Below are 14,949 nucleotides of genomic sequence, written 5' to 3' on the forward strand. Positions count from 1 at the left end.
TTTGCAGAGAATCATTCGCTATACAGGGGTTATCTATATCTAGCTCTAGCACCTATCCCTCGAGACCACTTCGCAATTTCAACCGAAGGAAAAAAGACGCCTTCATGTGAAATGTGTCCAGTGCTTGTCGGGGATGATACAGTCGCTTGCGCTTTTCTAATTGGGAGGTAGCTTACAATGACGAAAGAAACATTATTTCCTACTTATCAGCGTTGGGACATTCATGTTGCTTCAGCTGAAGGTTCACATATCACTGATGAAATGGGCAAAAGTTATCTAGATTTTGTGTCTGGAATAGGCGTATGTAATCTAGGTCACCGTCATCCAAAAGTTCAACAAGCAATAGAAAAACAATTACAAACATTTTGGCACGTCTCAAATTTGTTTCATGTTGACTCACAGGAAGAAGTCTCACGTCTACTTGTTGAAAATAGTAACGGTTCAGCAGTCTTCTTCTGTAACAGTGGTGCTGAAGCAAATGAGGCAGCAATTAAACTAGCAAGAAAACATACGAATAGATCAAGAATAATTACATTTAAACAGTCATTTCACGGCAGAACATTTGCTACGATGACGGCTACAGGGCAGGATAAGGTTCATGATGGATTTGGACCTTTATTAGAAGAGTTTCTTTATCTACCATTTAATGATATCGAAGCGATAGAAAAAGTGATTGATAGTCATGTAGCAGCCGTTATGCTAGAAATTGTTCAAGGTGAAGGTGGAGTTGTACCAGCTGAGCGTGATTTTTTACTAAGGGTTGAGGAATTATGTAACAAGTATGGAGCACTCCTTATTGTTGACGAAGTACAAACAGGGGTTGGTAGAACGGCATCTAAGTTTGCATATCAAAAATTTGGTATTTCACCACATATTATTACTGTTGCCAAGGGGTTAGGAAGTGGTTTACCCATCGGTGCAATGATTGGGACTGAGAATCTAATCAATACATTTGGTCCAGGCTCTCACGGTTCAACATTTGGTGGAAACCCAATAGCTATCGCTGCAGCAAAAGCAACATTAGAAATCATATTTGATGATGTTTTTTTACAGCAAGTTGAACAAAAAGCAGCCTATTTAACGAATAAACTGAGTGATGTTTGTAAGGATGTAAGCTTCATAGAAGAAATTCGCGGGGAAGGATTGATGATAGGGATTGCTTGTAATATCAATGTTACAGATATTATATCGAAAGTCCGTGAGGAAGGACTACTTGTATTACCAGCAGGTCCACATGTGATTCGGCTATTACCACCACTTACAGTAAGCTATGATGAAATAAATTATGCAATAAATATCATTAGTAAAGTTGTATCAGATATAACAATGGTAGCTAAATAACTATCGGGTTATTTTTTTAATCCAAAATGCATAAAAATTCAATAAAATAAATAAAAATACAAAAAGAGGTGTAGCATGAAAGCATATTTAACGTTAACGAATGGAAATGTCTACGAAGGGGACATAAAATCACCTCTTTCGACTAATATATCTGGTGAAGTTGTGTTCTTTACAGGAATGACAGGATACCAAGAGGTTCTCACTGATCCTTCGTATAAAGGACAAATTATTGTTTTTACTTATCCTTTAATAGGGAACTATGGAATTAACGCTGTAGATTTTGAAAGTAACAAACCACATGTTGCTGGAGTAATCGTGTACGAAGCGAAAGAATCATTAAATCATTTTGAAGCTGAGAAAACACTAGAACAGTATTTGAGGAAATGGAATGTTCCATTAATTGCACATATTGATACGAGGGCCATCGTCAAAACAATTCGGGATAGTGGCACTATGTTAGGACAAATATCTCATATACCGCATACGCATTTTAGCAAAATAAAGCATTTACATGAAGAAAAGTTGGCTGTTGCTGAAGTATCTACTAAGAACATTCAAACATTAGGTACGGGATTTCCACACATTGTAGTTATAGACTTTGGATACAAACAATCAATTGTTGAACAATTGATAAAACGTGGCTGTATGGTAACGATCGTACCATATTATACAAACTATAACACAATTACTGAAATTCAACCTGATGGTATATTGTTATCTAATGGTCCAGGAGACCCAAAGGCACTTGAAAACATCAAAAGTGAATTAAAAAAAATATTATCTAATTACCCGACCTTAGCAATTTGTTTAGGACATCAGCTCGTTTGCTTATCATTTGGAGCGGATACATTAAAGTTATCTTTTGGTCATCGCGGTGCTAATCAACCAGTGCGTGATTTAACAAATAATAAAGTTTTTATGACATCACAAAATCATAGTTATGTTGTGGATGAACATAGTCTCAGTGAAACTTCATTGCAACCACGTTTTGTCAATGTAAATGATCGTTCGATAGAAGGTGTAACACATAAAACGTTACCTATATTAACAGTTCAATACCACCCTGAGGCTAATCCAGGGCCTGTTGAAAGTGAATGGGTCTTTGACGAATTTATAGATAGTGTTTGTGCGGTTAGGGGTGAGAAAGTGTATGCCTAAAGATACAACAATTCAAAGCATCCTAGTCATTGGGTCAGGTCCAATTATTATTGGTCAGGCAGCAGAATTCGATTACTCAGGCACACAAGGATGTAAAGCATTAAAAGAAGAAGGGTACCGAGTGATTTTAATTAACAACAATCCGGCAACAATTATGACAGATGATTTGTATGCTGATGTTGTTTATTTTGAACCATTAACAGTTGACTGCGTAACAAAAATTATTGCTAAAGAAAGACCAGATGGATTGTTAGCAACACTAGGTGGTCAAACTGGGTTAAATCTTGCATTTTCATTATATGAAGAAGGTGCATTAGAAAAATATAGTGTTCGCTTATTAGGCACTTCAATTGAATCGATAAAAAAGGGTGAGGATCGAGAAGAATTTCGTGAACTTATGAAAAAACTAGATGAACCAGTTCCTGAAAGTGAAATTGTCACAACGTTGGAAGGTGCTCTAGGTTTTGCAACAAAAGTAGATTTTCCCATAATTATACGCCCTGCATATACATTAGGAGGAACAGGTGGTGGTATCGCCTACAATGAAGAACAGTTTAAGTCATTCGTAACGAATGGGTTATTAGCGAGCCCGATTTCTCAATGTTTAATTGAGAAAAGTGTAGCTGGCTTTAAAGAAATAGAATATGAGGTAATGCGTGATTCAACGGGAACATGTATTACGATCTGTAATATGGAAAATATTGATCCTGTCGGAATACACACAGGGGATTCAATCGTTGTTGCACCTTCTCAAACAATTTCTGACAATGAATATCAATTGCTAAGAACAGCATCTATAAAGATCATATCAGCTTTAGGTATTATCGGTGGGTGCAATATTCAATTTGCACTTGATCCATACAGTAAGCAATATTATTTAATAGAAGTTAATCCAAGAGTAAGTCGTTCATCTGCATTAGCATCAAAAGCTACAGGTTATCCAATTGCAAAAATAGCCGCTAAACTCGCAGTTGGCTATTCATTAGCAGAATTAACCAATCCAGTAACTGGTTATACTTTTGCAAGCTTCGAACCAAGTTTAGATTACACTGTGGTTAAAATCCCGAGATGGCCGTTTGATAAATTTCCGGCTGCGGATCGGACATTAGGTACACAAATGAAGGCAACAGGAGAAGTCATGGCACTTGACCGGAATATTGAAAGGGCCATTCAAAAAGCAATTCAATCACTTGAACTTGAAAGCATCGGATTGTTGTTAAAAGAGCTATGTGAATTTGCTACAGAATCCCTCCTGAAACTTCTAAAGGAAGCTGATGATAGAAGGTTATTCGTAATTCTTGAATTATTACGCAGGGAAATTTCAGTCGATGTTATATTTGAGCATACGAAGATTAATTATTTCTTTTTGCATATATTTTCGCAACTAATTGACTTTGAACAGAAAATAAAACAATTGTCATTAAATAGTGTTACAAAAGAAGAAATGCAACAGATGAAAGAAAAAGGCTTTTCAGATGAGTACATCGCTTTGTTATGGAATGTCAATGAGCTTGATGTAAGAAGTAAAAGAAAGGCGTTAGGAATTGTTCCTTCTTATAAAATAGTAGATACTTGTGCAGCTGAATTTAAGACGAAAACAGCCTATTATTATTCTAGCTATTTTGGAGAAAACGAACTAGCAGCTTCTTCAAAAGAAAAGGTACTCATTATTGGTTCTGGTCCTATACGGATTGGTCAAGGAATCGAGTTTGATTATAGTTCAGTTCATGCTTGTTTTGCCTTACAACAAGAAGGGTATGAAACGATTTTGATAAACAATAACCCAGAAACTGTAAGCACGGATTATGAAACAGCAGATCGTTTATATTTTGAGCCATTGATCTTTGAAGATGTATTAAATGTTATAGAAGCAGAAGGTGTCGAAAAAGTAATCGTTCAGTTTGGTGGTCAAACTGCAATTAATCTTGTTCAAAAGTTAGAAAATTATGGTGTTGAAATTGTTGGAACCTCCCATCATAGTGTAAACCTGTTAGAAGACAGAGGTCTTTTTTACAAGCTTCTATCGGAAATTGATGTACCACATGTACCTGGCAAAATAGCGTTAAATGAGTATGACATATTAGAGAAAGCGCGTGAAATGGGTTATCCGATTTTACTGAGACCTTCATACGTTATTGGTGGGAAGGGCATGGTCACGTATTCATCAGAGCAGGAATTAAAAAAATATATGAATAAACAAACACAGAGAATGTACCCGGTATTAATAGACGCCTTTATCCCTGACAAAGAAGTGGAGATTGACGTGTTATCGGATGGGAAAAATATAGTCATTCCAACGATCATTGAACATATTGAACGAGCAGGAGTTCATTCAGGTGACAGTTATGCTGTTTTACCAGCATATAGTTTAACAGAAGAAGAAAGAGACAAAATTGTTGCCTATACGGAAAGAATTGCTCAAAAGCTATCTTTCACAGGTGTGATGAATATTCAATTCGTCATAAACAAAGGTGATGTTTTTGTACTTGAAGTTAATCCAAGGGCTAGTAGAACAGTTCCTATTGTGAGTAAGGTAACAAATATACCTATTATACAAATTGCGACAAAATTATTGCTTGGGAAATATACATTAGATCAACTGTATGGCAACAAAGGGTTACTAGAGAATCAACCGTATTACACTGTGAAATCCCCTGTTTTTTCCATAAACAAGTTGAATGGGGTCGACCCGACTGTTGGACCAGAAATGAAAGCTACTGGAGAAGGGATTAGCATTGCGTTAACGATAAATGAAGCACTCGCAAAGACATTTCATTCTTATCTTCAGTCAAACGAAGGAAGTAATGAAATATTTATTGACCTTGATGACGAACAAGATGAATTAAAGGACACGCTATATCACGAGATTGAAGCAGCTGGTTTAATAGCAGTAGAAGATGTAAATATTGATGTTTGGCTGAAGAAAAAAGAAGCATTAGCAGTGATTAGTATAAATGAAGGAAAAAAAGCATTGACTAATCGCATAAAATCTATCGCTCATAATAAACAAGTATTCACTCAATATGAGACAGTGAAAGCGTTTTTCACAGCAATTTCTCACAAGAAATTTACGATGCATTCGATACAAGAGTGGCAAGAAAAATCTAAATTAACGCAGGAAGTGGTGATATAATGGCAGCTCTACCAAAAGTGAAGACCAATATTCAATTAAAGGGTATGGATTTGCTGACACTAAGTGAATTGAATATCGACGAAATCATGTATTTATTAAACACTGCATTATATTTGAAGAAGGCAAGTAAAAGCGGAAAGCATAGTAAGGTACTAGATGGTCAAACATTAGCTATGATATTTGACAAGCCTTCAACACGAACGCGTGTGTCGTTTGAAGTAGGGATGACGCAATTAGGTGGTCACGCGCTATTTTTGAATAGTAATGATTTACAATTAGGTAGAGGAGAAACAATAGCAGATACCGCAAAAGTATTATCACAATATGCAGATGCCATTATGATTAGAACGTTTGCTCATAGCACAGTTGAAGAATTAGCGTTACATGCTAAAATTCCTGTCATTAATGGTCTTACAGATCAATTTCACCCATGTCAAGCATTAGCTGACTTATTAACAATCTATGAAACGAACAAAACTTTTGAAGGTGTTAAACTAGTTTACGTTGGAGACGGGAATAATGTGGCCCATTCATTAATGATAGCATCGGCTAAAGTAGGTTTAGATTGTTTCATAGCTTGCCCTAAAGGATATGAACCTGATAGTGAAATTTTTAAACTAGCTTCTCAATTTGCTAAAGAAAGCGGGGCTTCGATTGACATTTCTCATGATCCATATCATGCTATAGAAATGGCTGATTTTGTTTACACTGATGTGTGGGCAAGTATGGGCCAAGAAAAGGAGCAGGCAGAGCGGTTACAAGTGTTTCAACAATTTCAGGTGAATGAAAATTTAATCAAGAAAGCTAAGTCTAACTTTAAATTTTTACATTGTCTACCTGCACATAGAGGTGAAGAAGTTACTGCTGAAATTATAGATGGCAATCACTCTGTAGTATTTGAACAGGCTGCGAATCGTTTACACGTTCAAAAAGCATTATTGCAAGAGATACTCAGTTAGTTAGTTAACATAAACATCGTAGTAAAAAACTCCCTTTTATAAATTTATAAAGGGAGTTTTTCTTTACACTCTTTATTGTTAGTTATAATTTCAGCGTGTGAGCCTAAAATAACGCATAAATTGTTACGAGCGTTCCTACGATAAAGCAATATATTGCAAAATATTTCAAGTTTCCTCTTGCCATGATGCCCATAAACCACTTTAAAGAAAAGTAAGAAGCAAATAGTGAAGCAAAGAAGGCAACTGTATATGGTATGGCTAATGTTTTTAAATTCTCGTCAGTTAAAATATCTGTAAAGCCTAATACCATCCCACCTGCACTGACTGGAATATATAATAAGAAAGAAAAACGTAACGCAGTTTCTTGCTTCATGCCGAGTAACATAGCAGCAACAATCGTTGCTCCAGATCGGCTAATTCCAGGAATGAGTGCAACAGCTTGGGCAAACCCTACAATAATGGAATCTCTAAGTGTAAGCTCAGCATCATTTTTTCTCCCGCGTAAATTACGAATCGCCCATAGTGCGATACCAGTAATTAATAAAGCAATTCCAAGAACATAAATTTTCTTCAAATGATAAGAAATGAAATCATCAAATAATACACCAATGACTCCAGCAGGAATTGTTCCGATAATTAAATAAATGATAAAACGAAAATCTGATTTTGCACTTTCATCTTTTTTTATAACATATGCAATGCCATTAGTTGTTAAACGAATCAAATCTTCTCTATAGATGAGTAGGACTGCGATAAGAGATGCTGTATTGACAAGTAATGCGAATGACATATCTTCAGTTTTTATTCCAAAAATAGTCTCTGCTAAAAATAAATGGCCGCTTGATGAAATAGGAATTGGTTCTGTGAACCCTTGGAATATTCCTAACAATAAATATTTAAGTAAGAGAAATATTTTTTCAAATGAATCCACGTATAAAATCCTCCAATATTGATGCTACTATTTATTCATTTAACTATACTTTCTGTATGGCTGTAAAGAGTTAATTTCTATGTAAAGGCTGTTCTTACAAAGATTGTTGTTTTAATGAGCTGCTTTCGTTTTACATAGTAATTATTTTCTTATATAGCCAATAAACGCTTTGTAAATTAGCTTTCATAGCATTTTTTCAGAAAATGATGCACATACTGTCTAATTTTTAGTTTCAAGAGAAGGTCTTGTGTAAATTAAAAAGCTCGTCACATAAAAGATGTATTCACATGAAATAAGAAATATTCTTTTAAAATGATATGTAGAAAACATGAAATTGTAGTTAAAAGGAAATAGTAATACTGCATGTGGAAAAGAGTGTGAATGAGAAAAAAGGAACTTTCCAAAGTCTTTTCATGCTCTTGCTGAGATAAATTGTTTTAAGGAGTGAGAAAGATGGGACAAAGTCATCGCTTTAGATCAGGGCAAAGAGCTCCGAATAATGGAGAATACGTTGAAGTAGGGGAGACAGGGGATAATGTGAAAAATCCAAAGAAGATTAGATTAAAAGCAGGAGATCCATTCCCAGAAACATCAAATCATAATAGACATTGGACATACAAAAGAAAACCTTAAATACTGATAAAATCCGAAGGTTCTATTCGTAAATTAATCATGTAAAGTAAGCTGGGGCTTTGTCCGAGCCCCAAAATTTTAAAAAAGTAAAAAATTCATCATATGTTAATACTTGTAGCAACAATCTGTACGAAAGAAACCAGTGTGAATATCATACTATCTCCTTTAACTAGACTACACAATCAACATTTGTAACGTCTATGTTAAAGGAGATTTTTTGCTATATACTTTTATTTCCACAAGAATCCATATATAATATGATTAAAGGTCAAAAAAAGTCAAACTACTTTTTTGGGGGGATTTGGATGGAGCTAAATAATATGACGCAAAAGCTACAAGAGGCTGTTATGTCATCCCAAACATTAGCTATTAAAAACCATCATCAGGAGGTAGATGTTGTTCACCTATTGTATACACTTTTAAATGAAGAAGATGGGCTAGTAAAGACGATTTTTCAACACTTAGATATTAAAATCCAACTTATTAAACAGCAAGTAGAAGAACTGTTACATAAGAAACCTCAAATAATTGGAGCAGGGGTTGAGGCTGGTAAAGTATATATAACTCACCAGTTACAACAGCTTTTTATATATGCAAAAGAGGAAGCTGATTTTTTTAAAGATGAATATATTTCTATTGAACATCTGTTATTAGCTATCGTAAACAAAAAGGCATCATCAGAAATGAAGGATCTGTTCATACAACACCGTGTTACTCGAGATTCATTATTAAAGGTTTTAGCTGAGATAAGGGGGAACCAAAGAGTGACAAGTCAAAACCCAGAGGTTACTTATGAAGCTTTAAAAAAATATGGGCGTGATCTCGTTGCTGAAGTGCGCTTAGGGAAAGTTGATCCGGTAATTGGTCGTGATAGTGAAATTCGAAGAGTTATTAGAATTTTATCTAGAAAAACAAAGAATAATCCAGTCTTAATCGGAGAGCCAGGTGTTGGGAAAACAGCGATTGTTGAAGGTCTTGCGCAACGTATCGTTCGTAAAGATGTTCCAGAAGGTTTGAAGGATAAAACTATTTTTACATTAGATATGAGCTCGCTTGTAGCAGGTGCAAAGTTTCGTGGAGAATTTGAAGAAAGATTAAAGGCTGTATTACAAGAAGTGAAAAAAAGCGATGGTAGGATTCTGTTGTTTATAGATGAATTGCACACGATTGTTGGTGCAGGGAAAACAGAAGGGGCAATGGATGCAGGGAATATGCTTAAGCCGATGTTAGCTAGAGGTGAACTCCATTGTATTGGTGCTACAACGCTTGACGAGCATCGCCAGTATATTGAAAAAGACCCTGCGTTAGAGCGTCGTTTTCAGCAAGTACTTGTTAATGAACCTACAGTAGAAGATACCATTTCCATATTAAGAGGATTGAAGGAACGTTTTGAGATTCATCATGGGGTGAATATTCATGATAGAGCAATTGTTGCTGCTGCAACATTATCTGATCGGTATATATCTGAACGCTTTTTACCAGATAAAGCAATTGATCTTATCGATGAAGCTTGTGCAAAAATAAGAACAGAAATTGATTCTTTACCTGCTGAATTAGATGAAGTCACTCGAAGAATGATGCAACTTGAAATTGAAGAAGCCGCTTTAAGAAAAGAAACGGATATCGTTAGTAAAAACCGCCTTGAGATTTTAGTAAAAGAGCTGTCAGATTTAAAAGAGAAAGCTGCAGCTATGAAAGGCAAGTGGCAACTTGAAAAAGAAGGGTTGCAAAATATTCAGTTGTTACGAGAACGAATTGAAAAAGCAAAAAGAGATCTTGAAGAAGCTGAAAATAATTATGATTTAAACAAAGCTGCAGAGCTACGACATGGACTAATCCCACAATTAGAAAAGGAATATAAATTACTAGAGCAGCAGTTAAATGACCAACAACCAGAGAATCGTTTATTACGGGAAGAAGTAACAGAAGAAGAAATAGCAAATATTGTAGGCAAGTGGACGGGTATTCCAGTAACAAAGCTTGTTGAAGGTGAAAGGGAAAAGTTACTGAGACTTGCTGGCATATTAGGGAAAAGGGTCATTGGTCAGGATAAGGCAATTGAACTGGTTGCTGATGCAGTACTAAGGGCAAGAGCAGGAATAAAAGATCCAAATAAACCGATCGGCTCATTTATTTTTTTAGGTCCAACTGGCGTAGGAAAAACAGAGCTTGCAAAAGCATTGGCTGAAGCATTATTTGACAGTGAAGAACAGATGGTCAGAATTGATATGTCTGAGTATATGGAAAAGCATGCAATTTCGAGACTTATTGGTGCACCTCCAGGTTATGTTGGGTATGAAGAAGGGGGCCAATTAACTGAGGCGATTCGTAGGAAGCCTTATTCAGTAGTATTGTTAGATGAAATTGAAAAAGCACACCCAGAAGTATTCAATATATTGTTACAAATTTTAGATGACGGACGGATTACAGATTCACAAGGTCGAACAGTTGATTTTAAAAATACAATAATAATAATGACCTCAAATATAGGTTCACAGTTTCTGTTAGATGGGATGGATGAGATTGGGCAAATAAACGATGTTATTGAAAATCAAGTTCTGGATCAACTAAAAGGACATTTCCGACCGGAATTTCTTAACCGAGTTGATGATATCATTTTGTTCAAACCACTTTCTCAAGCGTCTATCAATCGAATTGTTGAAAAACTGATTAACGAGCTGCAAGTTCGACTAAAAGAGAGGCACATATCAATTTCAGTTACAGCGGAAGCAAAACAGTATATAGGATTATCAGGCTTCGATCCAGTATACGGAGCGAGACCGTTAAAAAGGTTTATTCAGAAACATGTAGAAACACTAATGGCAAAAGAAATCATTGCCGGTCATATAAACGATCATGATCATGTGAAAATTGATGCAAAAAATGGACAAATCAACATCAGTAGTGAGTGAGAATTTGTAAACGTATCTAAAATTATTTATAGGTTAGTTAGATTTTGTAACTCATTTTTACCGAGTAAATTGATGGACATATAGAAACACTGTTTTCATATTAAAACATAATCCAGAATACAAGGTTTCTTTTCTTCTATTTTTGCTAAAGTATGAACAAAAATTATGAAAAGAGCCTTTAGAAAAGAAAAAAATAAAAAAGACTTGGGTTAATCCCAAGCCTTTTTTATTTACTAAATAGGGCTGTTTTCGCATTAATTGTTGCTTTATGTTATAAGAGTTAAGCACGTATATAATTAACGTTCGAAAAAAGCCCTAAATATTCAATCGATTCCGAAGTTTTTCACGAAATCGAATTTCTCTAATGGTTTTCAGTAGGCTCGATTGGAAGTGCTTCCCCAATGATATATACAAAAAGGGTAAATGCAACAGCTAATACGGTACCTGTTGTAAAGCTATATACAGCACCAAGCATTGAGCTGCCTACATAAGTAGCCATATGTACTAATAAAAATGTCCAGAAAAAAGTCCAAAAATAACGCAATATTATCACCCCACTATTATGCATTTTAAGTTAATCATATCATAAATATTATATAGAATAAATAGATGTTACGACTTACATTTTTGTAAATACAATCATACATTGTAAAGAATGAATAACAGCTTGATTAGTGTGAGGCGGGGGAGCTATGGAAGAACTAAAACGCTTTCTACAATTAGATAAAGAATGGAACGTTGTCCATATTCCATATAAACCGAATGGTTTTGGTGTATTTGTGATAGGTGATAAAAACCATTATGTAGATCAACAGACGAGTTTTTGGATGCAAAATATGGGTAGAAGTTTGTTATTAGATTCATTTTCTAACAATGGATATACGGTGTTTTATTCCAACTTATATAATGAACACTGGGGAAGTCCAAAAGCACTATTGTTAGCAAAAAGGTTGTATCACATAATTATGCGTAAAGAGATTTTAAATAAACGTATTCATGTTTTAGCAGAAGGGATGGGAGCTTTAGTAGCTTTGCAATTAATGGAGGATGATGCAGCTAAAATTCGTTCTACGGTTTTATTAAACCCATGTATTGATTTAATTGCACAGGCAAATGCGGAAAAAGACAACAAATTTTTTTACAAACGTTTTTTAAAAGAATTTGCAGCAGCACATGATATTGATGATAAAAATGCAGAAGTTCATTTAATGAACCTTAAACAAGAGTATAAAAATAATAGTACAAATATTAAAATATGGCAGTCAGTAGACAACTATTATTATAATCCAATGATCCATAGTAGAAAGTATGAGAAATTAAGAAAAAGTATGAGTGCTCCAATTACACTTGCTTATCACTTACAAGAAAAGCGTAATAGCATTGCTCAATCTATCATACGGTTTTATAGAGAGAATGAAAAGGTTCTTTAATACAGGAAACTTTATTGTTTCATGTAGGGGATGAGTTTTTTGATAGCTCAATAAATGTAAAATAGATAAAATGCCACGAACGCTAGATGTAAAAGTGCTATTATCTTATAACGAACACCAACAATCAATGCGAAAACAGCATTAACATAAGATTTGCTTAGAGTGGTTATTTAAATAAACTTCGCTGCTTCGTTTATTAAGTTAAAATTGCAAAGTGGATTTATAAGTGGTTATTTTAAATAGAAGAAAAAAGGCAAGAAACATTTTTGTATAGACTATATAAACCTTTGTATGAAAAGGCTTTTTAACAATTGCGTAACAATTGATGCTGTTTAGTGAAATCAAATTAATGAGGAAATGGCAGGAGGAGGGGAAAGATTGGAGCAGGCGATGGTATTTGGTACGATGGGTTTTGTTGGATACAATCTTAGTTGTTACCTTCTGGAAGAAGGGATGGAAGTATTTGGTGTAAGAAACCCTTTAATTGAAAAGCGTGATAAATTTATTGAACAAAAAATGTTGCACCTGGGTAGAAATGCTAATTTTCATTTACTTGAGCTTGAAGAGGGTTCACCTTTCATTCACAAGGGCGATATCGACACAAGCTCCGCGATATATTATTGCTTGTTTGATCCTACGATTCATATAAAAAGTGAATTTTATCACCAAAAGTATATAGAGAAGTCACTCACTTTATTAACGAAAGTAATTAATTTTTGTGCTCAGCGCAAATGTAAATTAATCCTCGTATCTACACTTGATATGTTTAATCGTAATGAGCAAGTAATTAATGAAGAAACAGAACCAACACCTAAATCATTGAACGGATTTTTACACCATCGAGAAGAAATATTAGTGATGAACAAAGAAAATGATCTAGAATTTCCATACATTATTGTCCGTTTACCAACGCTATATGGACCGTGGCAACCTATGGAAATGGCGTTTCAGCATGGGATTGTAACTACTGATCTCCACTCTGATCACCCCATTATAAACGAGGACACAAGTGATGTTTTATATATTCGTGATTTATTAAATAGTTTATATGTTCTTGGGTCAAATAATTTATCAAACGAAATCATACATTTTGCTAGTGGTAATGAAAGTGAATGGTTTAATGGTTATAAGTTAATTTATGAACAAGAATCATCTTTTAGAAATGAGTATAAATACCCAATCATAGATACGACAAAGGTAAGGAAATTATTGAATTTTTATCCACAAACAACAATAGATGAAGGAATTAAGAAGCAGATAGCACACACAAAAAAAATAATGAAACATTTGATTTAGTAATTGTAAAAAAATTCCCCTTTTACAAATGAGCAAACGTCAAGGTAAAATAAGAGTTAGCTATGATCAATTTTCATAGTAATCAAGTAAAATAAATTCAAGCTTTTATACTAGTTACATAGAAGTGAATAAATAGTACTACACCTATGTCGCTAAAGGAGTTGCTGTAAATGCCTAAGCTGTTAACAGTAATCATTTTCCTTTATATTTTCATGATTGCAGGATGTGAGAATTCAGAGGGCAATAAAATCAACAATGTTGGTCTTCTCGTACCTGATACAGTTAATGATCAAGTATGGGGGACTAAGGGTTATAAAGGGATGTTAAAGATTCAGTCTAACTTTAATGTAGATGTTTTTTTAAAAGAAGGAATGAATAACGAAGCTGTTGTAAAGGTTGCAGTTGAGGACCTCAGTGCCAAAGGCGTAAATCTAATATTTGGTCATGGGAATGAATATGTGGAATACTTTAATAAAATAGCTCCTCAATACCCAAATATACATTTTATATATTTTAATGGTGATGCAGTTATTGAAAATATAACGAGCCTTAATTTTGAAGCAAATGCGATGGGTTTTTTTGGTGGTATGGTAGCTGGAAAAATGACTCAGTCCAATAAGGTTGGGGTTATAGCTGCGTTTGATTGGCAGCCAGAGGTAGATGGTTTTTTTGAAGGTGCACTATTTCAAACGAACGATGAAGTTGAGGTAAAAGTTGAATATGTGCAAAATTGGAATGATATTGACTTAGCATTACAAGTTGTCGATAGAATGATTAGTGAAGGTGTTGATGTTGTCTATCCTGCTGGTGATGGGTTTAATGTTCCTGTTATTGAGAGGCTGAAAGAAAATGGCCTTTATGCAATTGGTTACGTATCAGATCAATCAGATTTAGGACAGGCAACGGTGTTAACGAGTACGGTTCAAAACGTTGATAAATTATATGAACTTGTTGCGGAAAGGTATAACAATGGAACGCTTGAATCAGGAAATTTATATTTCGATTTTCAGGATGAAGTTATTACCATGGGGGTTTTTAGCCCAAAGATAGATCAAGCTTATCAGAAAAAAATAAATAGCTACATTCAGATTTATAAAGATACGGGGAAGCTACCTAATCAAATTGAATAATTAAAAGTGTAAATGTGAGAGTAAAA

The 14,949-nt window shown here is 34.7% G+C and carries 11 protein-coding genes; 9 read left to right on the plus strand and 2 right to left on the minus strand.

What is annotated here, in order from left to right; translation table 11 throughout:
- The first annotated feature begins 177 nt into the window (after window positions 1-177).
- The 4 genes from JM172_RS12050 (at window position 178) to argF (ending at window position 6,591) form a co-directional block, all read left to right on the plus strand.
- Window positions 178-1,341: an acetylornithine transaminase gene (locus JM172_RS12050; protein WP_214482587.1), complete on the plus strand. Its 1,164-nt coding sequence runs from the start codon at window positions 178-180 to the stop codon at window positions 1,339-1,341.
- A 75-nt stretch (window positions 1,342-1,416) separates the two neighbouring features.
- Window positions 1,417-2,499, plus strand: coding sequence for a carbamoyl phosphate synthase small subunit (locus JM172_RS12055; protein ID WP_214482588.1), 1,083 nt, complete (start codon window positions 1,417-1,419; stop codon window positions 2,497-2,499).
- Window positions 2,492-5,632 carry a carbamoyl-phosphate synthase (glutamine-hydrolyzing) large subunit gene (locus JM172_RS12060; protein ID WP_214482589.1) on the plus strand — a complete coding sequence of 1,047 codons (3,141 nt, stop codon included), beginning with the start codon at window positions 2,492-2,494 and terminating at the stop codon, window positions 5,630-5,632. The genes JM172_RS12055 and JM172_RS12060 overlap by 8 nt, the downstream gene beginning before the upstream one ends.
- Entirely contained in the window at window positions 5,632-6,591 is a 960-nt protein-coding gene (gene argF, locus JM172_RS12065) for an ornithine carbamoyltransferase (RefSeq protein WP_214482590.1), read from the plus strand. The genes JM172_RS12060 and argF overlap by 1 nt, the downstream gene beginning before the upstream one ends.
- 103 nt (window positions 6,592-6,694) lie before the next feature.
- Here the strand turns inward: argF and JM172_RS12070 are convergent, their stop codons facing one another.
- A complete protein-coding gene (locus tag JM172_RS12070) occupies window positions 6,695-7,522 on the minus strand; it encodes an undecaprenyl-diphosphate phosphatase (RefSeq protein ID WP_214482591.1) in 828 nt (275 codons plus the stop codon).
- Window positions 7,523-7,975: 453 nt separating this feature from the next.
- Between JM172_RS12070 and JM172_RS12075 the strand changes: the two genes are divergently transcribed.
- On the plus strand, window positions 7,976-8,155 hold the full coding sequence (locus JM172_RS12075; RefSeq protein ID WP_214482592.1) for a YjzC family protein: 180 nt from the start codon (window positions 7,976-7,978) through the stop codon (window positions 8,153-8,155).
- A gap of 305 nt (window positions 8,156-8,460) precedes the next feature.
- Complete coding sequence (clpB, locus tag JM172_RS12080; RefSeq protein ID WP_214482593.1) at window positions 8,461-11,067, plus strand: ATP-dependent chaperone ClpB; 2,607 nt, start codon at window positions 8,461-8,463, stop codon at window positions 11,065-11,067.
- A 361-nt stretch (window positions 11,068-11,428) separates the two neighbouring features.
- Here the strand turns inward: clpB and JM172_RS12085 are convergent, their stop codons facing one another.
- Complete coding sequence (locus JM172_RS12085; RefSeq protein ID WP_214482594.1) at window positions 11,429-11,611, minus strand: YjzD family protein; 183 nt, start codon at window positions 11,609-11,611, stop codon at window positions 11,429-11,431.
- A gap of 148 nt (window positions 11,612-11,759) precedes the next feature.
- Between JM172_RS12085 and JM172_RS12090 the strand changes: the two genes are divergently transcribed.
- The 3 genes from JM172_RS12090 (at window position 11,760) to JM172_RS12100 (ending at window position 14,923) form a co-directional block, all read left to right on the plus strand.
- Entirely contained in the window at window positions 11,760-12,497 is a 738-nt protein-coding gene (locus JM172_RS12090; protein ID WP_214482595.1) for an alpha/beta hydrolase, read from the plus strand.
- A gap of 378 nt (window positions 12,498-12,875) precedes the next feature.
- Window positions 12,876-13,793, plus strand: a complete 918-nt coding sequence (locus JM172_RS12095; RefSeq protein ID WP_214482596.1) for an NAD-dependent epimerase/dehydratase family protein — start codon at window positions 12,876-12,878, stop codon at window positions 13,791-13,793.
- 170 nt (window positions 13,794-13,963) lie between these two features.
- The gene (locus JM172_RS12100) at window positions 13,964-14,923 is read left to right on the plus strand and encodes a BMP family ABC transporter substrate-binding protein (protein ID WP_284730451.1); all 960 of its coding nucleotides are present in this window, start codon (window positions 13,964-13,966) and stop codon (window positions 14,921-14,923) included.
- The last annotated feature ends 26 nt before the right edge of the window (window positions 14,924-14,949 follow it).

The sequence above is a fragment of the Bacillus sp. SM2101 genome (genome assembly GCF_018588585.1).
GTDB lineage: Bacteria > Bacillota > Bacilli > Bacillales > SM2101 > Nanhaiella > Nanhaiella sioensis.

Coding starts and splice junctions, on each gene's coding strand:
- JM172_RS12055 (WP_214482588.1), top strand. CDS start 1,417: ATGAAAGCATATTTAACGTTAACGAATGGAAATGTCTACGAAGGGGAC.
- JM172_RS12100 (WP_284730451.1), top strand. CDS start 13,964: ATGCCTAAGCTGTTAACAGTAATCATTTTCCTTTATATTTTCATGATT.
- JM172_RS12060 (WP_214482589.1), top strand. CDS start 2,492: ATGCCTAAAGATACAACAATTCAAAGCATCCTAGTCATTGGGTCAGGT.
- JM172_RS12075 (WP_214482592.1), top strand. CDS start 7,976: ATGGGACAAAGTCATCGCTTTAGATCAGGGCAAAGAGCTCCGAATAAT.
- JM172_RS12050 (WP_214482587.1), top strand. CDS start 178: ATGACGAAAGAAACATTATTTCCTACTTATCAGCGTTGGGACATTCAT.
- clpB (WP_214482593.1), top strand. CDS start 8,461: ATGGAGCTAAATAATATGACGCAAAAGCTACAAGAGGCTGTTATGTCA.
- argF (WP_214482590.1), top strand. CDS start 5,632: ATGGCAGCTCTACCAAAAGTGAAGACCAATATTCAATTAAAGGGTATG.
- JM172_RS12090 (WP_214482595.1), top strand. CDS start 11,760: ATGGAAGAACTAAAACGCTTTCTACAATTAGATAAAGAATGGAACGTT.